Here is a 26848-nt window from a genome sequence, read left to right as displayed (position 1 = left end):
ACGTCGCCGTCCTGACGTACCCCAAGAGACGTGGGCGTGCCGTCCACGAAAGAAGGGTGCGTCGATGAGGATGTGGAACGAGAGAAGGGTCGGGCGGGGCGCTTTGTGCGCGGTCGGTGCCGCGGCGCTGTGCGCAGCCGTCGTCTTCGCTTGCGGCAGTGACGAGCCACCGGCGTGCGAGGGCCCGGGGTGCGTACCGCCCAACGCTGAGGCGTCCGTCCCTTCCGACGCGGCAACAGATAGCATGACGACACCGGACGCCCCCGGCGATGGTGGACTCGACGCGAACGATGCCTCCGACACGAGCACCAACTGCACCGGACCGGCCGGTACGCTCGATCCGACGTTCGGGGACGGCGGAGTCGTGTGGTTGAAGTACCCAACATCCGGCGCTCACGCCATTGCAGCGCAACCTGATGGCAGGATCATCGTCGCAGGTTACACCGGAGGCTCAGGCGGCACGTTTGCGCTCGTGCGCCTGCTAACGAGCGGAGCTCCTGATCCAGGCTTCGGAACGAGCGGTCTCGTCGAGACGAAAGTCGGCGACGTTAACCTGGAGTTACATGCGGTAGCACTGCAACCGGACGGCCGGATTGTCGCCGCGGGGTTCTCGCGGCCGACTGGTGGTTCGTTTCGGTTCGTCGTGCTGCGGTACATGCCAAACGGGGCACTAGACACGACATTCGGCACTGACGGCATCGTCACAACAACCTACCCGGGTCGCCAGGCATACGCCAACTCGCTCACAGTCATGCCCGGCGGGAAGATCATTGTCGCCGGCCACAGCGAGGACGACACGGTGGGGAGCGCCAACTTCGAGCTAGTCCGCTACGCAAGCGACGGCACCCCAGACCCCACGTTCGGAAGCTCGGGCCGCGTAACGGTAGATGTTCGTGGAACCGACGACCGCACGGGAGCGCTAGCGTTAGGGCCGGGTGGAACCATCGTCCTCGCTGGCAGCACGAAGGAGACCGCGGCACTCACCGGGCGGTACGACATGTTTGCGACCCGCCTAAAGGACGACGGCACGGCAGATCCGTCATTTGGTGTGGCCGGGAAGTACATTTCCGCGTTCGGAAGCGGCACGCAGCGAGCAAACAGCGTGGCCCGCGACGCAACCGGGCACGTTCTCGTTGGAGGCTGGTCCGGCGGACCCGAACCTGACGACTTTGCAGTACTGCGACTCGGCCCTTCGGGAGCATTGGACCTTGGCTTTGGCGATGGCGGTGTAGTCAGGACGGACTTCTCAGGTCGCGTGGATCGCAGCGTACAGATTCTTGGCCAAGACGACGGGCGAATCCTGGCGCTCGGATTGAGCGGCGTGGGCGGTCAAAGCGACACGTACGGCGCCAGCTTCGCGCGCTACCTACCGAACGGAATCGGAGATCCGACGTTCGGCTCGGCGGGCACCACATTCCTTCCGCCTCCTGCAAATGCACAAACCGGGGTTAGCGCCGGAGCCATTGTGGGCTGCTCGATTTTGGCTACAGGGACTTGGATCTACGACTTGAATGCCGTTTCCGACACCGCCATCGGAGTGGTTCGACTGCGGCTCTAGTCCACACAGGATGCTTACAGGAAGAGGGGGACGACTCTATGGCAACGACTTGTACGATGGTCGGCGTGATCGTCGCGGGTGATGCGGTGTGCGTGGTTGGCTGGGACACTGGGGCGAATCGGGCCGAGGTTGCACGGGCTACCAGGCTGAACCTAGCGACCTCGAAAACCGTGTTCGGCGTGACTGAGGCCGTGAATGGCGGGGCGGGCACCGCAAGTGTTCTCGTGGCCGGAGAGGTTGCGAAACAGGCGGTCACGAGTCTCGGCGCAGGCGGTGCCGGCACCTCTTACGTCGTCGCGACCGACGTGAACGCCGGAACGGCGGCCGACCAATGTCGCCTCATCCGCGTCGAGCGCCCCGACGGCAGCGAATACGTCGTCGGCACCTGCGACGAGGGCGGGAACCTCGCGATCCAGCCGCGCGCCTCCCGCGACACCTCGGCGCGCCTCATGTTCAACGTCAGGAGCTACGGCGTCACCGGCGCTGGCTCCGACGAAACAGCGATTTCGGCTGCCGCTACCGCTGCGGCTGCATCGTCCGGCGGCATTCTCCACTTTCCACCTGGCACCTACGTCACCTCTCCGGCCTCGACGCTCACGATCCCGGCCAACGTACAGGTCTTCTTCGACGAAGGCGCTACGCTCGAGCCGAACGGCGCCTCCGTCACCATCGAGGGTCGCATCCTCGCGCACCCCAACCAGACGCTCTTCGGCGGAACCGGTTTTCGTTCTGCGGTCACTCCGAGCGGTGCGATGCTCCCCGTCGTCACGATCTCCGGCGAGCCCGCTCGCGACTACGACTTCGTCGTCGCCATCGACGCAGGCAATAGCTCCCTGTTTCGCTATTCACTCGATGGCGGCACTTCGTACTTTCCCGCTCCTCCGGCGGCTCCCCTCACCCTCCCCGTCGGCAGCATCTTCACCTTTCCCGCCACCGGCATCACTGCCGCGTTTCCAGCGGGCGTCTACGTGGCCGGCTCGAGCTACACCTGGTCCACGCGGCGTGCCGTATCGGTCGGCCCCGCCTCGTTCCCGAGCTTCAACGTCGTCAATTTCGGCGCCGTCCCGTACGACGCGATCGTCGGCGGAATGACAGACTCCGCGCCGGCTATCCAAGCCTGCATCGACGCCGTCCCCAACCTTCCGGGGTATGCGCTCGGCGCGGTGGTCCACGTCCCCCCGGGGTACTACCGCATCGGCTCCACCCTCGAGATCGGGCGTGGGGTGCTCCTCCGCGGCGCTGGCTCGCATCGCTACGGTGATTACGCTCCCCGAAGCGTGCTCCTCGCGGACGAAGGGGTCACGGCCATTCGGACCTGGCATGGGAGCATGGGCCTACCGGACGACTTTATCGCCGACGGCTGCGCCATCGAGGACTTGATGTGCCAGGCCGTCGGCCATTCCGTCCCCGGGGCGTGCGGCCTCGAGATGTTTACGGCCACCTTCATCAACAGGTGCACGTTCGCTGGCTTTTCTTCCCACGGAATTCGCATCGACACGACCGCCGGCGGATCCGCTTCGAACTGGCAGATCCAGTGGTCGCGGGCGACCGAGAACGGCGGCGACGGGCTCCACACCGTCGGTTTCAATTCGAACGTCGGCCTGGCCATCGGCTTTGACGCCCAGGGCAACAAGGGCTACGGGATCTACGAGGCCTCAGCTCTCGGCTGTACCTACATCTCTTGCCACACCGCCGAAAACCTCAAAGGTGGTTTTTGCGTGGCCCCGGGTCTGCCCGGGGCCTCGACTTTCGTCGGCTGCTACCACGAAGGCGATCAACCTCCGAATGCCTTCGAGGCCAACAATCTCACGGTACTCGGTGGGTTCGGTGAGGCTGGCGAGACCCCGCGGTCCTCCTACTACGGAGGCTACGCCCATCAGGCCCAGCCCGTCACCTTCGTATCGACGACCGGCCCAGCACTGACCGCCCAAGGGACGAACCCGCCCACCCTGCGCCTTCGCGGGTACCTCATCGAGCCCTACGCCGCCGTTCGCATCGAGGTCACCACGGCCGGCTACCCCGATGGCAAGAACGCCTGGGGCGAAGCCGCTGGCGCCTCCGCCGAATACCGATGGTCCATCGACGACGGCACCACCTGGAACGGGCCGTTTCCCATCCCGCCGACGCACGACGCGTACAACCTCGGTCCCGGCTTCGTCAACCTCGGCACCACCGGTCTCGCTGCCGTCTTCACCCCGGGATACTACTCCGCCGACAACGTGTGGTTCGGCTCCTCCGAAGGTGGTCGGATCACCTCGTTCCAGGCCGGGTCCAAGGTCGACGCCAAAGCCGCATTCGCCTGGTCACACCAGCAGTTCCCGTTGGTTGAGGGTACCGACGCAGGCTATCAGTGCGTCTGGAACCCGGAGACCGGCCAGTGGGATCTTCGCTGGGGCGGAAGTGGCTACTTTATCGGCATGCACTTCGCGAGCCGCTACAGCCTGCCGCGGCCGGGGCATGTCACCTTCGACGACGGCGTCTGGTTCGGCACGCAAACACAAGGGTGGAACCGGCTCACCGGTGCATCTGCCGATCACGCTGTCGGCAGCACGGACTGGCTCGGGGGCACGGGCACGGATACGGGCTTCGTCGGCTGGTTCAGCGCCGGAGACCTCATTGTCAATCGCTCCAACACGACGCGTTTCCCGGCCGCCTGGCGCGCCGTCGAGTCCGGCGGTTGGTCCATGGGCCTCTTTGGGCCCAACACGCCGTGGGTCACCGGCAGGCAGTATTCTCCGGGCGAGTCCGTCGAGCCTACCGTCCCGAACGGGTACGTTTACCGCGCCCTCTCTCGCGGAACCGCCGGCGCTGCCGAGCCTACTCCTTGGCCGACCACTCGTGGCGGAACCATCGTCGACAACGACGTCACCTGGGAGTGCGTCGGCCCCCAAGGCCCCTCCGTCATCGAGCCCATTCTCTCCCAGTCCGAGCTCCTGGGCGTCTACACCGTCGCGGGGTCTGCCACCCTCACCGAGAACGAGGCTCAGTTCGAGCGGCTCAAGCTCGACGGCGCCCCCCGGCGCCGCTTTCGACCTCACCCTACCCCCCCGGTCCTGCCGAAGGCTGGCTTCGCGTCGTCTGGAACGCCACCGCCGACGACGCCACCATCAAGGCCAGCGCGGGAGATCCCGGAATCGTCGTCCCCGCCGGCAGCGCCTACCACCTCCTCAGTGACGGTGCCGCCTGCGTCCGCGTCATGTAGCGCTCCTTCGCGCGTCTCTCTGCGTCCCCCTGAGCGAGCGGAGCTCGCGATTTGGGGGGGACCGCAGGCGCGCAGGCCGTAGGCCGAGCACCTGCGAGGGGGGGCACCTTCTCTCCCTCGCGACCACCGCCAAGCTCGAGCACCGGCGCGTTGGCGGCACCTTCTCTCCCTCGCGACCATCGGCAAGCCCGAGCACCCGCGCGTTGGCGGCACCTTGCTCTCCCCCTTTTCGGCACGCGCTTCGGCCGCGCCCCCACGAACCCCCTCTCATCTCCCGCCGTTTCGCCTATGAGAGAGGCCCCATGAGGTCCTCGCTGCGCGCCCTGCCCTTCGCCCTGACGACCGCGCTCGTCGCGCTCGGCGCGTGCGCCAAGAGCACACCCCAGGCCCCTCAAGAGCCCGCGGCCGACGCCGCCGTCGACGCCTCTCCCCGCGACGCCGCCCTCGCCATGGACGCGAGCGCCTCGGCCGACGCGACGACCCCGGACGACGCCAGCGGCGAGCCCCAGACCGCCCTCCCGAAGGACCCCTACGGCGCCATGAAAGAGAGCGCCCGCATCGCCTGCGCCGTCCTCGCCAAGGGCGCCCAGAAGAACTTCCTCGCCCCGCGCGACCTCAAGGCCTCCTTCGTCGACGGCGACGATCTCCTCGCACTCGTCAACCGCTCCCCCCAAGGCGCACTCGCACCCGACTACGCACCGACCGACATGGTCGACATCGTCAAGTTCCAGCCCCGCTCCCCCGCCGACTGCGAAAAGTACCAGTGCCTCCGCAAAGATGCGGCGAGCGCCATGAAGGAGCTCCTCGCCGCCATGGCGCGCGCCGGCGTCCCCGGCCACATCGAGTCCGTCTACCGCAGCTACCTCGCCCAGTGTGTCACCTTCCAAGGTTGGGTGAAGCGCAGCGACTTCTGCTCCGCCGCAGAGCAGTCCGCCCTCCCGGGCCATAGCCAACACCAGCTCGGCACCACCATCGACCTCTTCACCGCCGAGTGGAAGGCCTCGGGCGAGACCGTCTTCCGCCAGGGCTTCGGCTGCACCAAGGGCGGAAAGTGGCTCGTCGAGCACGCCTGGGAGCACGGCTTCGTCTTCCCCTATCCCATCCACCCCGACGACCTCCACGAGAAGGAGACCTGCATCCCCCGGGGCGATCATGAGGTGCCCATCAACCCGAAGACCGGCTACCGCTACGAGCACTGGCACGTGCGCTACATCGGAAAAGACGCCGCGCGCGAGCTCCACGCCGCCGAGTCCGCGAAGGACCCGCACGACCCCGACGCCATCTCCCTCGAGCAGTGGATCCGCCAAAAGCGCGGCCTCCGCGGCGACACCGACGTCTCCGTGTGCGACGGCTGCAACTGCGGCGCGTGCGCGAGCCTCGACGAGGCCAACGCGTGCGGAACACGCGCCATCGCCCTCGACACCTCGGGCCTCCCGAAGACGAGCGCGAGCGCGCCCACGATCACCGCGGCGAAGCTCGTCGCGCCCCCCGAGGCGAAGGGCTGGTCCGGCGCCGTGCTCTCCGTCGAGCTCGACGTGCCCGAGCACACGCTCACGCAGCCTCCCCTCGTGGGCCTCCCCGGCCCTGGCTTCGCCGACACGTCGATCACGACGAGCGCGTTCGTCCCGCTCCCGCAGACGAAGCCCCGCGCGTACCCGGCCCTCGCAGGCGCCGTGCGTGTGGGCGTTCGTGTCGTGGGCTCGGGCCCCGCGTTCCCGTACACGTTCGGCCTCGGCGAGCCGCAGGTCGGGCGCACCTACAACCGCGCGAACCTGCTCCTCCCCGCGCCGAGCGGCAAAAAGGCGTTCCTCGCGCCGCTCCCGAAGCTCGAGGGCGAGCTCGAGGTCGCCGTGCTCAAGGGCGGCCGCGTCGAAGGCCCCGTCGTCCGCGTGGCTCCGAAGCCGTGAGCGAGGGCGACACGACCGACGCGAGCCCCTCGGGCACATCGCACGACGACGTAACCGCGCTCTTCGTCTCCCGTGCGGCGCGCCTCGTCGCGTTCGGGGCCACGTCCGTCGCGCTCGCGTTCCACTTGGCCGCGCGCGGCTTCGGCGAGGCTAAAATAGGCCTGCTCGTGTCGCTCACCCTCGTGGGAGACGCCGCGCTCACGCTCCTCGTGGGCCTCTTCGGCGAGCGCCTCGGGAGAAAGCGCCTGCTCGTCGCGAGCGCCCTGTTCATGGCCGCGGGCCTCGTGGTGTTCGGCCTCGCGCGCGCCCCTTGGGTCCTCTTCGTGACGGCCACCGTCGGCATCTTGAGCCCCTCGGGCGGAGAGGCGGGGCCCGCGACGGCCGTCGAACAGGCCGCGCTCGCGAGCGCGCGGGCCGCGAGCGAACGCCCACGTTTGTATGCATGGTACAGCTTCATGGGCTCGGCGTCCGTGGCGCTCGGCTCCAAGCTCGGAGGCACCCTCGCCGCCCGTTTCGGCCCGAGCGCCGTGTTCGTCGGCGCGTCGGCGCTCGTGCTCGTGGGCTCGCTGCCGCTCCTCGGCCTCTCGCGCGGCATCGAGGCGAAGTCCCCGCCCCCTCGCCGTCCGCTCGAGAAATCGCGCAAGATCGTGGGCGTCCTGTCGGTGCTCTTCGCGCTCGACTCGTTCGGCAGCGGGCTCGTGCTCCAGAGCGCGCTCGCCCTCTGGCTCCACCTCCGCTTCGGGTTCGGCACGTCCACGCTCGGCACGCTGTTCTTCGTCGTGAACCTGCTGTCGGCGGCCTCGGCCCTCGTCGCCGCGCGGCTCGCGAAGCGCATCGGGCTCCTCGCGACCATGGTCGCGACGCACATCCCGGCGAACCTCTTCTTGCTCGCGCTCGCCTTCGCGCCCACGGGCACCGTGGCCCTCGCGCTCGTGTGCCTGCGCTACTGCCTCGCCCAGATGGACGTGCCCGCCCGCATGGCCTTCGTCATGCGCGCCGTGCCCGAAGAAGAGCGCACGCAAGCCTCGGTCGTCACGTCCCTCGCGAAGAGCGCAGGCAACGCGCTCGGCCCGGTGATGACCGGCGCGCTCCTCGCCGCCCAGAGCTTCGCCGTCCCCGTGGTGCTCGCCGCGACCGTGAAGATCGCCTACGACCTCGGGCTCTTCGCGGTGTTCCGCGCGCACGAGGCCGAGCACCGCCGCGAAGAGGGGTGAGCACGTCGGAACGCCGGCCGGACGCCCAGCAGGCCCCACCTGACGACGTCGGGAGCTCACCTGACGACGTCGGGAGCTCACCTGACGACGTCGGGAGCTCACCTGACGACGTCGGGAGCTCACCTGACGACGTCGGGAGCTCACCTGACGCTGTCAGGACCTCACCTGACGCTGTCAGGACCTCACCTGACGCTGTCGGGAGCCCACCTGACGCTGTCGGGAGCTCACCTGACGCCGTCGGGCCCTTCTGGACGCGATATAACCGGCCGAAATCACGAGACATTTCAACAATCGACCCAGCCCGCAAGAATCCGCGCAACGGCCGAGGGGGGCCTGCCGACGTCGTGGTGTCGGGCGCATGTCGCGCTTCGACGAACAGCAGGTGAATCATGGCTCGTCGTTCGGTTTCGGCTTCGTCGTCCCCTTCGTCTCCTTCCTCTCCATCCAAGAAACCCAAGGCGCCCTCGTCCGCGTCGCGGCTCGCCTCCGCCAAGAACGCGCCCGCGGCGTCGGAGGCGATCGTGGGGGCCAAGCTGCCTGCCACCGTCCTCGTCGCGCCCGCCGGCGAGGACCGCCGTCAGGTCGACCTCGTGGCGCGCATCTCGGCGCGCTTCGACGCCCGCATGAGCGACGCCCTCGAGGAGGAGATCGCGGGCTACTCCGGGCCGGAGATCGAGCTCAGCATGCCGCTCGACAGCTTCCTCCACGAAGCGAGCGCGCTCGCGTGTTTGGCCGAGTGGCACGCGGTGCCGCGGGGCATCGTCAAAGAGAGCCTCGCTCCACACGCGGCGCGCCTCGGGGGCGACATCGCGGCCCAGATCCTCCTGCTCTGCAAGCTCGGCGCGGAGGCCGAGATCCTCGCGAGCCAAGGGCGCGTCCCCACGCAAGATGGCACCGTCCAGCGCGGCGTCGTGGTGTTTCGTCGGCTCCGTATGGCGCTCGAGGTCGTCGTCGAGGACGGGATCGAAGACCAGAAAGACGTGGCCGTCGCGGCTCTCCGGCGCCAACACCAGGGCACGCCGAAGACGATCGCCAAGCTCGCGAGCGGGCTCGCCGCGTACGCCGGCATGTGCCGCACCCTCGCGACGGAGCTTCGGGCGCTTCCGGGGTTCGACATGGCCCTCATCGACGAGGCGTCCTCCATCGCGGGGCTCCTCGTGAGCCGCAGCGCCGCCCCTCGCACCGCGACCAGCACGATCGGTGCGCGCCGAAACGCGATCGTCGCCCTCGTGCGCGCTCGCGCGAAGAAGCTCCGGCTCGTCCTGCGCTACACGTTCGCCGACCACCCGAGCATCCTGAAGTCCGCGGCGAGCGCCCACCACCGCGAGCGGCGCCGCGCCGCGAAGGAGAGAGGCCCCAAGCCGGACGCCCTCCCGTCACCCGCCAAGCCCGCTCCGCTGGAAGGCCCGACCGACGACGACGACCGCATCCCGGACGACCTCGTCGACGACGACGAGTGACTGACTGTGACCCACATGCCACGAGCCCCGCGAGCCCAGCCCGCGGGGCTTTCGTGTTTCAGCCTTCTCTGCCTCCCCCTCCGCGAGCGGAGCTCGCGGTTTGGGGGAGGTCGCGGGCGCGCAGGCCGTTAGGCCGAGCACCCGCGGGTGGGGGCACCACTTCTCTCTTCTCTCTTCTTCTACGCGCGGTGCTCGATCTCGGGCGGCATCTTGAAGAACGCGTTGCGCTCGGGGTCGTTGTACGAGCCGTAGTGCGGCGCCCAGGGCGTAATCCGCGACTCGGAGCCGTCGTGCGTGATCGTGAGCGCCATCGGCGTGACCGAGCGGTACGTGCTCTCGGCGGGCAGATCGGCGTTGTCGATGCCACCGGACGAGAAGAGCGTCACGAGGCGCGCGCGGTCGTCGTCGTATTGGACGTGGTAGCCCGCGTTCACCTTCTCGTGGCCGCGGATCATGGTGGTCGTGCCCACCTTCTGCATGAACGCCTTGAACTGCATGCGCCCGAACATGAACCGCGAGGCCTTGTCTTGGAGGTCGGCGGGGATGACGTCGGCCGCCGAAGGGTCGCTCCACATCATCTGGAAGCGGATGTCCTCGTCGTTCAAGCTGGAGAGGTCTTTGTAGCGCTCCTTGAGCAGGCGATCTTTGGCGATGCCGCCGTGCACGAAGAAGATGCGGTCGAACAAAAACACGTTCGGCAGCGCCTCGAAGAGCGTGCGGTAGTGGCGGAACACGTCGATGTCGAGGTGGGGCTTCAGCGAGTTGATCGCCTCCGCCGGCTTCACCCCGCCGTACATGTTGCCCTTGTGCTCGATGTAATACTCATGGTTTCCGCGCAGCACCACCACGTGGTCGGGCGCGGTCACGAAGAGCTGCAGCACGAGGCGCAAGACGCCGTTCAGGCTGAAGAGCCCGCGATCGATGTAGTCGCCGAGGAGCACCAAGATCGGGTACGGGTTCTCCTTCGGGTTGGAGCGGTACGCGTCGACCTTCTCGAAGAAGCGCGACTGCATGAGCGCGGCCTTGAGTACGCTGTAACAACCGTGCAGATCGCCGAGCACGATGAGCTCGTGTTTTTGGTCTTTGCGCGGCCTCCGCACCACCACGTGGCCGTCCGTGAAGGCGCCCTCGAGCTCGTCGACCCGCTGTTTGCCAGCGAGCTTGCCCGCGCCCTCTTTGCGCTGCCGCGCGAGCACGTCGAGCGCGCGGTCGATGAGGCTCCGGTCCTTCTCGACCTGCGAGAGGATGCGCTCCCGATCCTTCGAGAAGTGCTGCTCCATCGGCTCGAAGAACACGTGGTTCGCCTCGGAGCGCGGGATGTCGACGACGGGCGTGACGCTCGTCCTGTGGCTCGGCACGGGCTCGTCTTCGTGGACGAGCTCGATGTCCAGATCGGCCTCGAGGAGCTGCGCGAGCTCGGCGCGGAACGCGACCTCGGCCGGGTGGGCCTCACCGTCGGCCATGAGGAGCTCGTCGATCGACGCCATGAGCTGATCTTGGCTCCCGCGATCGAACGACTTGAAGATCTCGAAGCACTTCGACTTGAGGCGCCCGTGCACGAAGGCCGTCGGGTCCTCGTCCGTCGAGACCGACTCGGTGAAGAGCTCCTTCACGTTGGCGTCGATGCCCTCGAACACCTCGTGGAAGTGGCGCGTGTACTTCGTGACGATCTCTTTGCGGACCTCGGCGGGCGCGTCGGGCATGGCGTGCTGCGCGCGGCCGTCGATGAGGCGCTCGATGTACTGCCGAACGAACGTCTTCTCTTTCGCGTCGAAGTCCCCGTCGATGTACCCGAACGTGACCAGGTAGAAGATGATCGCGTTCATCTCTTGTTCGGCGATGTCGGGATCGTCACTGAATTTCAACATGATGCCGAGAACGATACGGCCCCCTTCCCGGCGTGGGAAGAGGGCCGTTCGAGCCTGAATTTGCTGTAGTTTTCGGCGCGGGCGCTTCGGCCGGCGGGATCAGCCCAGCGCGAGCGGGGGGAGCGAGCGCTGCGCGCGGCGGCGACGACGCACGAGGATCACCACCGGGCCGAGCAGGCCGAGGGCGAGCGCGGCGTCCGACGAGGAGACCGCCCCGGGCATCGCTTGGCAGCCCGACGTCGTGGTCGTCACGGTCTCGCCGTTGGCGGCCGGCGGCGTCGTGCCGTCGCCAGGAGCCCCGGGCGTGCCGGGAGCGCCGGGCGTGCCGGGCTCGGGGGTGCCAGGCTCGCCTTGCGGAGGAGCGTCACCGACCGGGCCCGCGTCGTCCTTGCCGGGCTTCGGGGCGCCGCTCCCGCAGAGCGAGGCCTTGAGGCAGTACTTCTCGCCTTGGCCGAGGTCCTCGCAGCAGCCCGCGCCACCGGGGAGGTCGGCGCAGTCGTTCGCCACGGCGCAGGGCTTCGAGCAGAACGAGTCAGTCTGGGTGTAAATGCACGTATCTCCACCCAAATTCGGGTTGCAGTACGGCAGGTTCGCGTTCCCGGGGAAGCGGCACGCGTCGCCCAGCTTGCCCTTGGGCGCGTACGGCGCGGGCCCGGGGACGGCCGAGCACGCCTGGCCGCTCGGGGTGAAGCTCACCGACAGCGTGTACGGCCCGGCCTTGGTCGCGTCCGCGCCGAACGTGTCGGCGACGACGTAGTACGTGCCGCAGCCGACCTGCTGCGTGAAGGTCGAGTCGTTCCGCGCGAGGCACGCGTTGGTGTCGAGGGCGCCGAGGAGCTGCACGTCGATGTCGCTCGCGGCGTCGTCCGAGACCGACACGGTGAGCGTGCCGGGCTGCGTGAAGGTGACCTTGTAGATGTACTCGGGGCCACGCTGCTGCTTGGTCGCGTCGAGGGAGCAGCCGTCGAGCATGTCGCTCATCGACTGGCGCGTGTCACGCGAGTCCGTGAAGGGGAAGCTCGTGATCGCGATGGGGTTGTTCACCGTGCCGACGGGCTCGGTCGCGGTCGTGCCGGTGACGTTGTTCGCGCGGCGCGGCGTGTACCCGGCCACGTGCGACAGGCCGCCGTACTGGTTGATGTGCACGTTGTTGCCGAGCGCCTCGTAGAGCACGGGCTCGCCGTTCGCGAGCTTGTGGCTGTACATCGCCACGTGGTAGCCGGCCTTGTTGTAGACGTCGCCGGGGAGGAGGGCCGAGGCCGCGATCGCGCCCGACGTCTGATCGAGGCTCGACGTGGTGAAGTGGCCCACGCCCCACGCTTGGCTCACGAAGCCGGAGCAGTCGAGGCCGACGGTGCACTGGAGGATGCCGTCGGTCGACTGCGAGCCCGCGCCGAGGCCGCGCGCGATGCCCTGGTCGAACGTGAAGAGCGACATGTACCCACCCCAGTCGTAGGGGAGGCCGACGTAGTCGCCGGGCTTCGAGAGCGACGCGTAGCTCGCGTTCTCCGAGGCGCACGTGCCACGCTGGTTCGCGGCGGCGCTCCGCCACGGGTGGTAGGTGAACCCCTTCGCGCGGGACATGATCTCGTCGCGCGTGAGGGCGCTCGCCGAGGCGGCGTTCGCGAAAACGAGGGCGGCCGCGAGGGCTCCTATGGCGCGCTTCATTTCTTCTCCGTGACGGCGAACGTCGTGATCGAGAGGCCCGCGCCGGACTTGGTGGTCTCGGGGCGGACGAACGTGAGCGCGCCGCGCTCGAACGAGAGCTCGCGCCGCGGCACGTAGAGGCCCGGCTCCCCGAGGGGCGCGCGGAAGGTCACGGCGCCGGTCGTCGCGTCGGCGCACACGGCCTCACGATCGACCGTGATTTCCCCAGTGCGAGCCGCACCGGCGTGCTCGACACGCATGCACACGACGTCGCCCGCGCCGCCCACGATGCGGGCCGCGTCGCCCTTGCCGAACGTCACGCGAGACACCTCGTGCGCGCGCTCGTCGCCCGCGCCCTTCGCGGTCGACACGAGCACGAGCGACCCGTCGGCCTCACGCACGAGCGACACGCCCGCGCCGTCCTTCCGGGACACGACGCCCTCCTCCTTCGAGTGGAGCACCTCGGCGTCACGCGAGGGGAACGTGGGGCTCCCGAGCACGTAGCGCTCCTGGTGCGCGGAGATGGCGACCACGCGGCGCGACGGGAGCAGCGCGATGCGCTCGACGTCTTGCAGGATCGCGAACGACAGCTCGCCCTGGCGCGCCCCATCGGGGCCGTACACCACGACCTTGGGGGCCCCGCCCCGCTTCACGGCGAACGCGCCGTCGTCGGCCACCGCGAGATCGACCGCGTCACGATCGACCTTGGCGACCTCGGAGAGCGTGCCGTCGGCCGCGACCTTCACGACGCGCGACTTCAGCGCGTCGAGCACGAGGGTCTCGCCCGAGGCCGTGCGCGCGAACGACGGAGCGCCGAGCGCCGCACGCTCGGGCACCGCCGGCATGTACCCGAGGGACATGCCGCTCTCGCCGAACGGGACGACCCGCGCGCCCGACTCGGACAACGCGGCGCGGGCGCGACCCAGGTCGCTCTTCGAGGGCTCCGTCGCGCAGCCTGCGAGGGCGCACGTCGCAACCAAGACCAAACTCGTCAGGGCTTTCATCCGAAAAACGCCTCGTTCGCCCGGGGGAAATGGCCGGGCTCGACCCACGTGCCCGCCGAAGAGGCCGACCGATGAGCCCACCCCATGGGGACCTTCGCCGAGCGCCGCCTACCTGACCCGAAACACGCCCGCGGTCAAGGAACGGACGTATCCTCGCCCCCGCGAAAAAGCATGCCTCCAAGGCACGTCGCCCTGGCACGTCGCGCGCCGTATTTCCTCGGCCACCGTGAGGGCGCGGGCACGCACGAGCGCTCGCATGGACAAGCGCTGCTCCAGCCTCGCCGATCCAGGCGCCCCAGGTGGCCCACGAAAACCACCGTGTAAGACAAGCGCACACCTTTGGCCTGAGGCTTGCTGAAGGGGGACAGAAGCTCCGGAACCCGGATCGAATCGATCCTCCGGTGCGATCGAAGTGTTCCCCATCGCCCCCGAATGGAGCGATGCTAAGAAGTCGGGCGTCTGGCCGTTTTTTGCTTGCCAGGCCGACCCACGGTCGTCCCTTCACCCTACGAGGCCCTCATGTCGCTCAAGCGTCTCTTGCCCATTCTTCTCCTCTGCGCTCCGTTCACGCTCGCCGCGCTCCCCGGGTGTAGCGCCGAGGTCGGCGACGGCGAAGGCGAAGAGGCCGGCTCGGGCGACGATCACAAGCTCGCGGACCAAGAGCTCGGTGAGAGCCTCGAGGCCGTCAGCGAGGCCGCCGGCGGACCGACGAACGTCGCCTTCGCGAGCAACTCGGCCGCCGTGTGGGACATCCGCAACCAGTGGGCCGACAAGGACACGGCCGACGCGAAGCGCGCGGGCATCTCGTGGCCGGCGAACTCGGGCCTCACCTGGGAAGAGAAGTACCAGGCCTGGTACAAGAGCTTCAAAATCATCCCCGCCGAGGTCGGCGGATGGGGCGGCAACTCCAAGACGTGGGAGTTCCCGACGCCCTTCGGCAAGGTGACCAAGGCCGGCGTGTTCGAGTGCGCCGACACGGCCATGGTCATGCGCGTCCTCTTCTCGTCGTGGTACGGCCTGCCCTTCTACATGACGGGCTGGGACTCGCGCGGGAACCGCTCGATGTACGCCGGTCACTTCGGCTTCGTCACCAAAGAGGGCACCCCGGTCGGCGGCTTCCCGACGTTCCGCACCCTCTACAAGGACATGACCCCCTCGGGCTGGAAGGCGGGCGACGCGCCCCTCGCGAGCTTCCAGAGCTCGTGGCCCAAGGACGCGAACCTCCGCGGCCGCCACATCGGCACCGACGACCGCGTGCCGTGGATCAACGACCCGGCCGACGCCGGCGCCGGCGCCTGGTACGACGACGTGCTCCTCAACAAGCGCGTCGGCTACTTCCTCCGAATCCTCGACGGCTACTTCGGCAGCGTGAACCTCGCCGACGGCCAGAACATGTTCCACGTGAAGCCCAAGGCCGCGAAGTCGGGCGACGCGATGATCGAGCGCTTCCAGCGCCAGGGCATCGGCCACACCGTCCCCGTGGTCGCGGTCGAGAACTCGGGCCCCGACAAGATGCGCATCACGACGGCCTCGGGCAGCATGCCCCGCCGCCAGGCCATCGTCGACATGCCGGAGGACTCGATCCACTGGTTCACGAACCCCGCGTTCGGCGGCCCGGGCAACGGCTCGGACGGCACCCCCTACGCGAAGCTCGGTGGTGGCCTCCGCCGCTTCCGCACCCCGGTCGTCCAGAACGGCCGCTGGCAGAACATCGTCCCGGTGGCCTCGCGCGGCGACTGGATCAACGACGACGACATCGCCGCGATCGCGGCGCGCCCGGCCGAGTTCGACCGCCTGCTCTCGCCCGGCTCCCCCGAGGAGCAGCGTGACGGCGCCCTCCGCCTCATCGAGAACTCGCGCTCGCGTCTCCGCGCGACGCCCGCCACCTGCTCCGGCCGTACGGCCCGCGAAGAGGCCTTCAAGAGCCTCTACCGCGTGATGCAGGAGAACTTCGGCAAGAACAAGGCGGCGGTCGACAGCGAGTTCCGCAAGCTCGAAGACTACGTGTTCGCCGAGCTCGACTACCCCAAGTCGAAGACCTGCTGCTGGAACTCGACGAACGCCGCCATGGCGAGCATCGTGCTCGACTACGCCCAGAAAGAGCAGGCGCGTGCGGACGTGCAGCGCATCTGCAAGCTCACGGTCTTCAAGAACGGCGCCGGTGGCAAGGCCGGCTACGACCTCTGGAAGCAGCACGCCGCGTCGATCGGCAAGGCGGCCGACTGGAAGGAGTGGACCGAGGACGAGCGCTGCGAGCAGCGCGCCGTCACCGAGGACGCGCTGACCGAGTCCGCCAAGGCCAACCAGTGCAACTGACCTGACCCGGACCGAAGGGTCCCCTCTCGAGGCTCGCGCGTTCGTTCGTGCGGGCCTCGAACCATTTCGGACACCCGCGCCCCGGGGCCGTGGATCACCCTACCCCCGCTGTGGGACCATGTAGGTGTCGTGGTGGCCTCCGATCCGGCAAGTTCCTCGAGGTTTCCTGGAGGATCGAACATGGCACCCCGTATGCTTGAGGACCAAACCATGCCCCACCGTCGCTTCGCTCTCGCCCTCGGTTTCGTCGGGATCTCGCTCTTGGCCGCGTGCTCCGCAGAAGGCGATGGGTCCGACGACCCGTCCGAGCAGGCGCAGACGGCCACGTCCGCCGTCATCCTCCGCGTGCGGGACGTGTGGGCCCAGCCCATCCCCGAGCGCGAGCTCAAGGTCCAAGCGTCGCAGGCCGGCCGTCCCATCGCGATCACGACCGACGGCGACAAGATCAAGCTCTCGGTCACGTCGACGGCGCCGGTGCGCATCACGGCCTCCGCCGAAGACTTCGAAGAGGCCCAGATCGACCTCGTGCTCGCCCCGAACGGCGCGCTCACCGCGACGAGCCCCAAAGAGGGTCGCGCGGGCGTCGCGATCAAGAAGGTCGCCGGCAAGACCGACCACGAAGTGTGGATCGGCATCCGTCACCTCTGGTTCTCCTCCGAGGCGCGCCCCGCACGCCGTGGCAACCGCGTGACGATGCTCATGGACGGCGAAGAGGCGTGGGCCAACGTGCACTCCGAGATCGTCAAGGCGAAGAAGCAGATCCTCGCCTCGACGTGGTGGTGGGAGAGCCGCTTCGAGCTCGTTCGCCCCGCCGCGACCCACGCCAAGCTCACCCCCGAGCAGCGCCGCGCCAACACCGTCATCGGCCTCTTCGAGGCGAGCCCCGCCACGAAGCGCGTGCTCGTGAACCAGTTCCTCGCTCAAGACAGCTTCGTCGCCGGCCTCAACGTCGACTCGGAGCTCAAGGTGCACGGCGAGAAGGGCGGCGACAACTTCGAGTACCTCGGCCAAGCCAACGCCACGAGCGGCAAGTTCGCCTTCGCGGTCGGTCCCGTGTCGTTCGTCGACCGCGTGAAGGCCCAGGATCCCACGCAAAAAGACGCGCAGTTCTCCTTCGAGGCCAAGGTCGCGTCCGACGCCCCCAAGACCGACGTCGACCTCACCCAGTGGCCCGTGAAGGTCGATCTCCCCCACGCCTCGTGGCACCAGAAGTTCATGGTCGTCGATCAGACGGCCTTCGTCGGCGGCATGAACCTCCGCCGCGTCGACTGGGACACGAACGAGCACAAGGTGTTCGACTCGCGCCGTATGCTCTTCGACGCCACCGAGGCCGATCGCAACGCGGTCGCCGCCAAGAACAAGAAGCCCGACACCGGCCCCCGCAAGGACTACATCATGCGCGTCGACGGCCCCGCCGCGGCCGACGTGACCGATCTCTTCCACAAGCGCTGGGAGCGCGCCCTCAAGGATCGCGTCGAGTACTCGCAGAACGCGAGCGACTTCGTCGTCGAGCGCACGCAGGTGGCCGACCCGAACGGCGTCATGGCGCAGATCACGGCGACCATGCCCGAGCCCCTCGCCGAGCACGGCATCCTCGAGTCGTGGCACAACGCCATCCGCCAAGCGAAGGACTACATCTTCATCGAAGACCAGTACTTCCGCATGCCGATCCTCAACGACGCGATCGCGGCGCGGATGAACGAGATCCCCTCGCTCAAGCTCATCGTCGTGACGAAGCCCATCAACGAGTACACCGACCCGGGCTGCTTCTGGACGTACAAGAGCGCCGACCAGTTCCGCAAAGGCTTCCCGAACCGCTTCCTGCTGCTCCAGCTCCGCGCGTTCGACACCGGCCCGAGCTTCGGCATCGACGAGACCAAGGGCGAGTTCGCCGCGATGGACGTGCACTCGAAGATGCTCATCGTCGACGACCGCTTCATGAGCGTGGGCTCGGCCAACAAGAACAACCGCGGCGTCCTTTACGAGGGCGAGCTCAACGTCGCCGTGCTCGACAAGGCCGTCGTCTCGGCCGCCCGCAAGCGCATCCTCACCAACATGCTCGGCGAGACCGCCCCCGACGCCTCGGGCGCGTTCTTCGACAAGCTCGCCGCCTCGGCCAAGGCGAACGACGCCGTCTACCAAGCGTGGGACGCGGAGAGCTTCGATCTCAACCTGAACGGCGCCGCGCTCCCCGCGAAGTTCGTGCCGAAGGGCTTCGTGTACTCGCTCGTCACGCCCGACCCGACCGAGTGCCTGCTCGAGTCGGTCGGCCCGGACGTCGCGAAGGACCCGAAGCAGAGCCCCCGCATCCCCGACTGAAAAGAGCCGAATGAACCGTCGTTCACTGTCGATCGCCCTAGCCCTCGTCGCCACCGTCTCGGCCGTCGCTGCGTGCTCGGCTGAAGCGGAGCCCGAAGAGGGCACCGACGAGGACTTCGCCGCCGAAAAGCCGGTCGCGCTGCGATCGGGCGGGAGCGCCAAGAAGATGCCCCAGGTCTTCTCGGACGAGGTCGAGGTGCTCGACGAGTCGCTCGTGGTCCCGTCGAACGGGGCCACGCGCGCGGTGCTCGATGGGCTCTCCGTGGGCATGGTGATCGCCGGCAACCGCGACGCGCGAACGGCCGATCTCCGCCTCTCGAAGAACCCGTCGGGCTACTTGCGAAAGATCGTGTCGATCACGCCCGCGGGCGACAAGGTCGAGATCCGAACGAAGCGCGCCACGTTGAACGAGCTCATCGACCAGGGCGATCTCGTGTTCTCGTCGGCGTCGCCCGTGCGCTCGATCTTCGACGATGCGCCGGAGAACACCGCCGGCGTCACGACCAAGGGGCCGACCGGCGCGTCGGTCGGGAGCGGCGAGACCAAAGCCGACACCAAGCTCGAGAGCCTCGCGAAAGACGTCGCCTTCGCGCCCGTCGTGACCTTCTCCAACACGAAGATGGCCCTCGGCGCCAAGGTCGACGGCAAGATCCAGCTCCGCCGTGCGTTCGGCGTACCGCTCGGCGTGCAGCGCGCGAACCTCTCGCTCGACCTCGATCCGAGCTTCGCCGCCGACGTCGAGTACGGCGTGCGCGCCACGTCCGCGCAGTCGCAGGCGGGCGGCTCGCTCGACACGACCTGGCAGGGCCCGAGCGTGCCTATCCCCGTGGGCGGACCCATTCCCCTCACGGTGCGCCTCCGCCCGGAGATCGGCTGCCGCGTGACCCTCAAGGGGGAGGTCACGGTCACCACGCACGTCGAGCTCCGAGGGCACGCCGCCGCGGCCTTCGATTACCGAGGTGGGCTCGACCTCCGCTCCACCTCGAAGACGCCCACGCTCGAGGCCTCGCAGCGCTTCGTGGGCGTGCGGGGCAAGGCCGGGCTCTCGGGAGAGTGCGCGATACAAGGCGTGGTGAGCCTGCTCGCGTTCGACTCGATCGGCATCGAGGCGAAGCTCGGCCCGTTCTCGGGCGTCACCGCCGAGGCGTGCGTGACGAGCAACCCGAGCGGCGGCTTCGTCCTCTACGAGAAGCACGGGCTCCGCGCCGAAGCGCAAGGTCGCATCCAGATCCCCGGCCTCGGTACGCCCGTCCTCACGAAGCCCCTCTTCGGCTTCAAGCCCGTCGAGAGCGAGCCCTTCTACGCCGCCGGTGACGCCACGACGTGCGCGCTCACGCCGTAGGCTGCTAGGCAAAAGACTTAGTCGTTCCGCGAATTTCACGCCGCGGCGAACGGGAGCGCGTGCAGTAGAGCTTCGTTCGGGTATGCTCGAACGGCAATGCGGCGCGCGCGCGTGTGGCTCCTCTCGGCACTGGGCTCCGCCTCGGCGGTAGCGTGCGCGAGCGCGTTCTCGGGCAGCGCCCCCTCGGGCGAAGACGCCGCGGTCCCGACGAGCCTCCCCACGACGATCGTCCCCGAGGCGAGCCCCGAAGACTCCGGAACCACCCCCGAGGGCGACTCGGGCACGGACGGCGCGCCGACCTACACGTTCTCGGACGATTTCGAGCGACCCGACGGCGCGCTCGTTCCTCCGTGGGAAGAGACCAACGTCACGCGCGGAGCCCTCTCCATCCAGGGTCCGGACGGGGGTCGCTCGCGCTTCCTCTCGTCCGACACCGAGATCGGCACGGGCTCGCAAGCCTCCTGCGTGCGCGGGTTCCGAGCGAACGTGCTGCGCTCCGAGTCGACCTTCAAGCTGCGAATCGCAGGCTTCGACCAGAGCGACGGCGGGACCAACGAGACCTTGAACCTCCTCAGCTTCCGGCTCGACACGGGCGGCCCCGACGGCGGCACCGGGCCCGCCCACACGATCCGCGTGGGCCTCAAGAAGCGCTCGGCGACCCGCTTCGCCCTCTTCGTCATGTCCCAGTTCGAAGGCACGCAGACGCGCTCGAACGACTCGACGGTCTCGCTCGAGCTGGGGCGAGACTACGAGATCCGATTCATGAGCGACGCCTCGACCCCTCGGCCCGGTGTCCCCGTCGCGCGCGCGCTGGTCGACGGCGTCGAGGCCGTGACACTCGACGGTGCGGGAGAGCGCGTCTACGACCACCTCCCCGTCGGGCGCATCTTCTTCCCGGGCGGCACCCAAGGCGGGAGCGGTTTCCACGTCGAGCTCGACGATTTCAGCTTCGTCGGTCGGCCGTAAGCCATCGCAGCTTCTACACTTTTCGCACCTTTCGGCTTCCACCCCGCGTCTTGCTAAGGTGAAGGCCAATGGCCGCATCTCAGGCGCCCCGAGCGGCTCCGAAGCGCACCTCGGCGGCGGCCGTCGTGGCATCGACCCTCGCGTGGCTCGTCGTCCTCACCGTTCCGCTGCTCGGCACGTGGCTCGCAGCGTCGCTCGCGGCGTACGGTCACCGCGGGGTGTGGCCGTCGCTCCTCGCGGGCTTCGTCGTGTTCCCGGTCGTGCCGGTGGTCTGGGAAGTCGCGTCGACGTTGCATGGCGACAAGAAGCGCTGGCTCGAGACGCGTGATCGCCTGGTGCTGCGCACGCTCGCCGTGAGCCTCGCCTTCCTCGCGGTCCTGCTCGTCGCCTTCCCGAAGACGGCGTTCACCGCGCTCTCCACACGCGGAGATTTCCTCTTCGACGGACGCAGCGGCGCGTTCGCGGACCGAGGGCGGAGCGTCGCGCATGGCGCCGCGCGAGGCCTCGAGTGGCTCTACCTGCTCACACGCGACCGCCCGTTCGACACGAGCGACGAGGCCCCCGAGCCCGTGCCCACCGTGGCGCCCTCGGCCGCGCCGACCCCGACGCCCACCCCCTCAGCCGCTCCGTCTGCCACGCCGCTCCCGTCGACGAGCGCCACGCCGCCCGAGCCCGTCGCGCGACCCAAGCCCACCTGGCCGGACTCGGACGACAAGCTCTCTCCCGTGGTCACGACGATGCCCCAAGAGGCCGAAGCGAGCCCCGAGACGATCGGCGCCTACATCGCCGCGCACGCGCCCACGCAGCTCGGTCGCGCCCGCGCCGTACACGACTACGTCGCCGATCGCATCGCCTACGACGGGCCCTCGTACCGCGCGGGCCTCTACCCGCCTCAAGACGCCGTGAGCGTGCTCAAGAGACGCGTCGGTGTGTGCGCAGGCTACGCGAAGCTCTTCGCGGCCATCGCCAAGGCGTCGGGCCTCGAGGCCAAGTACGTCGTGGGCACGGTGCGCGGCGCCGACATGCGCCCCGACGGCGAGTCGCACGCGTGGAACGCCGTCAAGATCGAGGGCGCGTGGTACCTCGTCGACACCACGTGGGACGCCGGTTACCTCGAGGGCGCGACGTTCGTGAAGCGCACCAAGGTGGTCTACTTCGCGACGCCTCCCGAGGTCTTTCGCGTGGACCACTTCCCCGACGAGACCGCCTGGCAGCTCGCCGACAAACCCATCGACCGCGGCGAGTTCTTCCGGAGGCCCATGACGTCGGCCGAGCTCTACGCGGACGGCCTCGAGCTCCGGGAGCCCGACCGCTCGCAGGTGAGCACGACGGGCCCGTTCACCGTGGAGCTCGAGAACCCGCGCGGGCTCTACATGATCGTCTCCGACGCGAAGGTGCACTGCGCCGTCACGAGGAACGGCACGCGCGTCACGGGCACGTGTCCCGTCGAGGCGAAGGGAGCACATCGCGTCGAGCTCTTCGCCTCGAAAGTGCAGTACGGAACCTACCACTACGTGGGCCACATCGACGTGACCCGCCTCTGACGGAGCCCCTTGAAAGCCTCATTTTGCCTGCGCTGCGGCGCCCCCCTCACGACCAAGACGGACGCCGAAGGGCGCGAGCGCCTCACATGCACCGCGTCGACCTGCGGCTACGTCCACTACGGCAACCCCGTGCCGGTCGTGGCCGCGATCGTCGAGCACCCCGACGGCATCGTGCTCGCGCGTGGAAAAGGTTGGCCCGAGGGCATGTTCGGCCTCGTCACGGGCTACCTCGAGGCCCAAGAGGCCCCCGAGGTCGGCGTGCTGCGTGAGGTGAAAGAAGAGCTCGGCCTCGTGGGAGAGGTCGTCGGGCTCGTGGGCGTGCACACCTTCGAGATGAAGAACGAGCTGCTCGTCACCTACCACGTGCGCGCCGCCGGAGAGATCACGGTGGCCGACGAGCTCGAGGGGGTGAAGCTCGTCTCGGAGGCGAAGCTCCGTCCCTGGCCGTTCGGAACCGGACACGCCGTACGCGATTGGCTTAGAGGGCGAGGCCGGACCGACGTCTGAGGGGAGTGCACGGCCGGCGAGGTTCTGGTATGCCATGGGCGAATTGCGCCCGTAGCTCAGTTGGATAGAGCGACGGCCTTCTAAGCCGTTGGTCGCAGGTTCGATTCCTGCCGGGCGTGCCCACGTCGCGAGGGTCAGCACCCACCCTTCAAGCGGAACCCTCCGCCGGGCTGCCGCTCGCGTGCCTCTTCCCGGAGCTCGCTGCGCGCGTCGGGGCGCAAGAGCTCGCACGGCGGGAACCAGTGGGTGGTCGTGGCCCGCCCGAGCAGACGGGGCATTTTGCCTTTGAATTCAACCACTTCCGGGCACCGCCAGCGCCACAGGGCAGAAGGGGTCGGGGGCTCGTCGAAGGAGAGCACCTCCTTCACGCCGCCGTTGCAGTTGGTCGCGACGACCAGCACGTCCCCCGGAAGGCCGAGCGCCCGACCGTGGCAGCGCACGGCGACGTCGTGGTGGAACTCGCCCTGCGCGTGGTGAAAGAGGAGCTCGTAGGGCCCGACCCTCGCGAGGAGCGCGCCGAGCACGAGCGTGTCGGCGAGCTCGGCGAGGCGCGACGAGGTCGGGTCGGGAGGCGGGTCGGCGTCTCGGGTCGGATCGTCCATGCTCACAGGCATGATCCTGCGATCGCGGCCGCGAAAGTCGCACGAGCGGAGAGGACGCGCACCCGTTCAGGATCGGCGTTTTCCAGGGCCCAATTCGTACCCCACGCGCTGGCCTCGCCCCGCGACTCATGCCATGGTGCGCTCGAATTCGACTGGAAATAGTAGGTGCGGTGATGAGCTCTCACGTTCGTAGCGTCTCGGCGATCCTTCTCTTCTGCATGGGCCTCCCCATCGTGGGCGCGGCCTGCGCCACGGGCAACGTCGCGGTCGACGACGACGGCGGCACCCTCCCCGAGCCCGAGATCGACGGAGCGACTCCGGTCCTCCCCGAAGAAGACGGCGGCACCAAGACCGACGCGTCCAAGAAAGACGGCCAAGCCGGAGACTCCGCGACCGGCGCGCCCGCGCCAAAGCTCACCGCGCTCGCCCCGGCGAAATCGCCCATCTCGACCGCACCCGTCACGGTCACGATCACCGGCGCGGACTTCGAGACGACCTCGGTGGTCGAGGTCGACGGCACCGCCATTGCCACCACGTACGCGAGCGCGACGCAGCTCCAGGCGACCATCCCCGCGGCCATGCTCTCGGCCGTCAAGAACCTCGCCGTCGTCGTCAACACACCGGCCCCCGGCGGAGGAAGCTCGGCGCCGCTCACGTTCGCGGTCGAGAACCCCGCTCCCACGGCCACGAGCCTCTCGCCGCTCGGTGCGGTCGTCGGCGCGCCCGCCACGTTGCTCACCGTCACGGGCACGGGCTTCGTCACGGGCACCAAGATCGTCTTCGCGGGCACCGACCTCGTCACCACCGTGAAGAGCCCGACGTCGGTCGAGGCCACCATTCCGGCGGCGCAGCTCGCGACCGCAGGCACGTTCAACGTGTTCGTCGTGAACCCCACCCCGGGCGGCGGCACCACGACGGCCCTCTCGTTCACGGTCTCGACGCCCGCCGTCCAGCTCTCCACGGTCACGCCGGCGAGCGCGATCGTGGGCTCGGGGGCCACCTCCGTGCAGCTCGTCGGCACGGGCTTCTTGCCCACGACGCAGGTGCTCTTCAACGGCGTCGCCATCACGGCGTCGTACGTCGACTCGACGCGCATGAACGCCACGATCCCCGCGGCCTCGCTCACGACCGTGGGCGATCTTCCCATCACGGCGCGCAACCCGCCCCCCGGCGGCGGCACGAGCAACCCCGTGTCGTTCCGCGTGCAATATGCCGCGCCGACGCTCGCCTCTATCGCGCCGTCGGCCGCGAACGCGGGCTCGGGCCCCACCCAGGTCGTGCTCACCGGCACCGGCTTCTACCCCGCCTCGCAGGTCACGTTCGACGGGGTCGCGGCCACCACCACCTACGTCAGCCCGACCGAGGTCCGCGCGACCCTCACGGCCGCCCAGCTCGCGAACGGCGGGGTCATCGCCGTCCGTGTGAGCACGCCGGCGCCCGGCGGAGGCCTCACCGGAACGCAGTCGTTCACCGTGCAGAACCCGGCCCCGAGCGTCACGGGCATCAACCCGACGAGCGTGGTCGCGGGCGCCGGCAACACGACGATCACGGTCACCGGCTCGGGCTTCGTGCCGCTCTCTTCGGTGCGCGCGAACGCCACTCCCATCACGACCACCTTCGTCTCCGGCACCACGCTCACCGCCATCGTCCCGTCGACGTACTTCGTGAACCCCGGCAACGTCTCGATCACGGTCGCGAACCCGAACCCGGGCGGCGGCACGAGCGGCGCGTTCAACCTCGCCGTCGGCTGCAACAGCACCGGCGTCGACGTGACCCTCGGCGCGATCAACAACACGACCACCCTCTCGACGACCTTCGGCGCCGCGCCAGCGTACAACCGCTACTCGTCGGCCGGCACCTGCCCCACGACGCTCACCACCACCACCCAACCGGTGCGCTCGTGGGTCGTCCAGAACACCGCGGGCGTGCCCGTGGTGCTCTCGGCGTGGGCCGTCTGCACGAGCGACGCCGCCGCGGGCCGCCAAGACGACGGCTACCTCGCGTTCTACCGCCGCACCACGGTGCCGACGGCCGACGCCGACCGCCGCGCCTGCACGGGCTTCGTGAGCGAAGGCGCGAGCGGCATGAACGGCTACGAGAGCCCCGAGGCCGGCGGCTCGAACTGGTGCCCTGGGCTCACCAAAGCGAACGGCGCCGGCATCACGCTCGGCGTCTGCGAGCGCATCGTGGTGCAGGCCCAGCCCTGGAGCAACTCGAGCTCGAGCTACACCCCGTTCGCCACCGTGCGCCTCCGCCCCGAAGCGCCCTGACCGAGCGCCCGGGGACGCACGTTCGCCGGGAATATTCGACGAAATCGGCCGCGAAATCGGACAATCGGCACGTCCGGTTTCGTGGCGCGGCGATTTTCGCGTGCCTACGGTCAGGCGCATGGAAGTCGTCGTCCCGCTCCTCGTCGCGTCGTTCGTGCTCACGCTGGGGCTCTTCATCAAGAGCCTCCGCTCGGTCGAGCAGGGCACCATCTGCGTGGTCACCATGTTCGGCAAGTACCGAAGGCTCCTCTACCCGGGCCTCAACTTCGTCGTGCCGTTCGTCGAGAAGGTGAAGACCACCATCTCGGTGCAGAACCGCTCCATGGAGCTCACGTTCCAGGCCATCACCCAGGACCAGGCCAACGTCTACTTCAAGGCGATGCTGCTCTACTCGGTGCTCGACCAGCGCGAGAGCACCATCGTCAACGTCGCCTTCAAGTTCATCGACGAGAGCGCGTTCCACCAGACCATGGTGCGCACCGTCGAGGGCGCGGTGCGCAGCTTCGTGGCCACCAAGCGCCAGACCGAGATCCTCGCGCTGCGCGGCGAGATCGTGAGCTCGGTGAAGGAGCACCTCGACACGAGCCTCGAGTCGTGGGGCTACCACCTCGCCGATCTTCAGATGAACGACATCGTGTTCGACGGCCCCGTCATGGAGTCGATGGCGCGCGTCGTCGCTTCGCAGAACCTGCTCTCGGCCGCCGAGAACGAGGGCCGCGCCCTGCTCGTCACGAAGACGCGCCAGGCCGAGGCCGAGGGCAACGCGATCCGCATCTCGGCCGAGGCCGACCGCGTCGCGCAGAAGCTCCGCGGCGAGGGCATCGCGCTCTTCCGCGAAGAGGCCGGCCGGGGCATGAGCGTCGCCGTGAAGGAGATGGAAGCCGCGGGCATGGACCCGTCGCTCATCCTCTTCCAGATGTGGACCGAGTCGCTCAAGCACGTGGCCGAGAACGGTCGCGGCAACGTGATCTTCCTCGACGGCTCGCCCCAGGGCATGGAGCGCACGATGCAGCAGATGAGCGCGCTCCAGCTCGCGGCCAGCACGCCCGCGGGCGGCCCGCGCACGCAGCGACTCTGACGGCCGTCGGCACGGGCACACAAAAAAGCGAGTCGTGGCGAAGA

General features: G+C 68.7%; 17 protein-coding genes and 1 tRNA gene. 14 read left to right on the top strand and 4 right to left on the bottom strand.

Going from position 1 to position 26848, the window contains the following annotated elements; genetic code table 11:
- Positions 1-244 precede the first annotated feature (244 nt).
- From IPK71_12790 to IPK71_12770, 5 genes are all read left to right on the top strand, one after another.
- On the top strand, positions 245-1558 hold the full coding sequence (locus IPK71_12790; protein ID MBK8214610.1) for a hypothetical protein: 1314 nt from the start codon (positions 245-247) through the stop codon (positions 1556-1558).
- A 56-nt stretch (positions 1559-1614) separates the two neighbouring features.
- Positions 1615-4842: a right-handed parallel beta-helix repeat-containing protein gene (locus tag IPK71_12785; GenBank protein MBK8214609.1), complete on the top strand. Its 3228-nt coding sequence runs from the start codon at positions 1615-1617 to the stop codon at positions 4840-4842.
- A 220-nt stretch (positions 4843-5062) separates the two neighbouring features.
- Complete coding sequence (locus IPK71_12780; GenBank protein ID MBK8214608.1) at positions 5063-6667, top strand: M15 family metallopeptidase; 1605 nt, start codon at positions 5063-5065, stop codon at positions 6665-6667.
- Positions 6664-7881, top strand: coding sequence for an MFS transporter (locus IPK71_12775; GenBank protein ID MBK8214607.1), 1218 nt, complete (start codon positions 6664-6666; stop codon positions 7879-7881). The genes IPK71_12780 and IPK71_12775 overlap by 4 nt, the downstream gene beginning before the upstream one ends.
- Positions 7882-8270: 389 nt before the next feature.
- Entirely contained in the window at positions 8271-9341 is a 1071-nt protein-coding gene (locus IPK71_12770) for a hypothetical protein (GenBank protein ID MBK8214606.1), read from the top strand.
- A 179-nt stretch (positions 9342-9520) separates the two neighbouring features.
- On the opposite strand, the gene IPK71_12765 is transcribed toward IPK71_12770, so the two are convergent.
- From IPK71_12765 to IPK71_12755, 3 genes are all read right to left on the bottom strand, one after another.
- Positions 9521-11209: a serine/threonine protein phosphatase gene (locus tag IPK71_12765; GenBank protein MBK8214605.1), complete on the bottom strand. Its 1689-nt coding sequence runs from the start codon at positions 11207-11209 to the stop codon at positions 9521-9523.
- Between the two features lie 99 nt (positions 11210-11308).
- Positions 11309-12877 carry a hypothetical protein gene (locus IPK71_12760; GenBank protein MBK8214604.1) on the bottom strand — a complete coding sequence of 523 codons (1569 nt, stop codon included), beginning with the start codon at positions 12875-12877 and terminating at the stop codon, positions 11309-11311.
- On the bottom strand, positions 12874-13860 hold the full coding sequence (locus IPK71_12755; GenBank protein MBK8214603.1) for a hypothetical protein: 987 nt from the start codon (positions 13858-13860) through the stop codon (positions 12874-12876). Before IPK71_12755 ends, IPK71_12760 begins: the two co-directional genes overlap by 4 nt.
- A gap of 519 nt (positions 13861-14379) precedes the next feature.
- On the opposite strand from IPK71_12755, the gene IPK71_12750 reads away from it, so the two are divergent.
- From IPK71_12750 to IPK71_12720, 7 genes are all read left to right on the top strand, one after another.
- A complete protein-coding gene (locus IPK71_12750; protein ID MBK8214602.1) occupies positions 14380-16176 on the top strand; it encodes a hypothetical protein in 1797 nt (598 codons plus the stop codon).
- A gap of 210 nt (positions 16177-16386) precedes the next feature.
- Entirely contained in the window at positions 16387-18495 is a 2109-nt protein-coding gene (locus IPK71_12745; GenBank protein ID MBK8214601.1) for a hypothetical protein, read from the top strand.
- Between the two features lie 10 nt (positions 18496-18505).
- On the top strand, positions 18506-19837 hold the full coding sequence (locus IPK71_12740; protein ID MBK8214600.1) for a hypothetical protein: 1332 nt from the start codon (positions 18506-18508) through the stop codon (positions 19835-19837).
- 96 nt (positions 19838-19933) lie between these two features.
- Positions 19934-20803, top strand: coding sequence for a hypothetical protein (locus IPK71_12735; GenBank protein ID MBK8214599.1), 870 nt, complete (start codon positions 19934-19936; stop codon positions 20801-20803).
- 68 nt (positions 20804-20871) lie between these two features.
- A complete protein-coding gene (locus tag IPK71_12730) occupies positions 20872-22347 on the top strand; it encodes an arylamine N-acetyltransferase (GenBank protein MBK8214598.1) in 1476 nt (491 codons plus the stop codon).
- 9 nt (positions 22348-22356) lie between these two features.
- Positions 22357-22854: an NUDIX domain-containing protein gene (locus IPK71_12725; GenBank protein ID MBK8214597.1), complete on the top strand. Its 498-nt coding sequence runs from the start codon at positions 22357-22359 to the stop codon at positions 22852-22854.
- A 45-nt stretch (positions 22855-22899) separates the two neighbouring features.
- Positions 22900-22973: transfer RNA gene (locus tag IPK71_12720), tRNA-Arg, on the top strand.
- Between the two features lie 15 nt (positions 22974-22988).
- Here IPK71_12720 and IPK71_12715 read toward each other — a convergent pair.
- Positions 22989-23456 carry a hypothetical protein gene (locus IPK71_12715; protein MBK8214596.1) on the bottom strand — a complete coding sequence of 156 codons (468 nt, stop codon included), beginning with the start codon at positions 23454-23456 and terminating at the stop codon, positions 22989-22991.
- Positions 23457-23629: 173 nt separating this feature from the next.
- Between IPK71_12715 and IPK71_12710 the strand changes: the two genes are divergently transcribed.
- Positions 23630-25726: a hypothetical protein gene (locus tag IPK71_12710; GenBank protein MBK8214595.1), complete on the top strand. Its 2097-nt coding sequence runs from the start codon at positions 23630-23632 to the stop codon at positions 25724-25726.
- A gap of 118 nt (positions 25727-25844) precedes the next feature.
- A complete protein-coding gene (locus tag IPK71_12705; protein MBK8214594.1) occupies positions 25845-26804 on the top strand; it encodes an SPFH domain-containing protein in 960 nt (319 codons plus the stop codon).
- Positions 26805-26848 lie beyond the last annotated feature (44 nt).

The sequence above is a fragment of the Myxococcales bacterium genome, assembly GCA_016712525.1.
Classification (GTDB): Bacteria; Myxococcota_A; Polyangia; order Polyangiales; family Polyangiaceae; genus JAAFHV01.
Note: the sequence above shows the minus strand (reverse complement) of the source record. Positions and strands in the feature narration are given on the sequence as shown.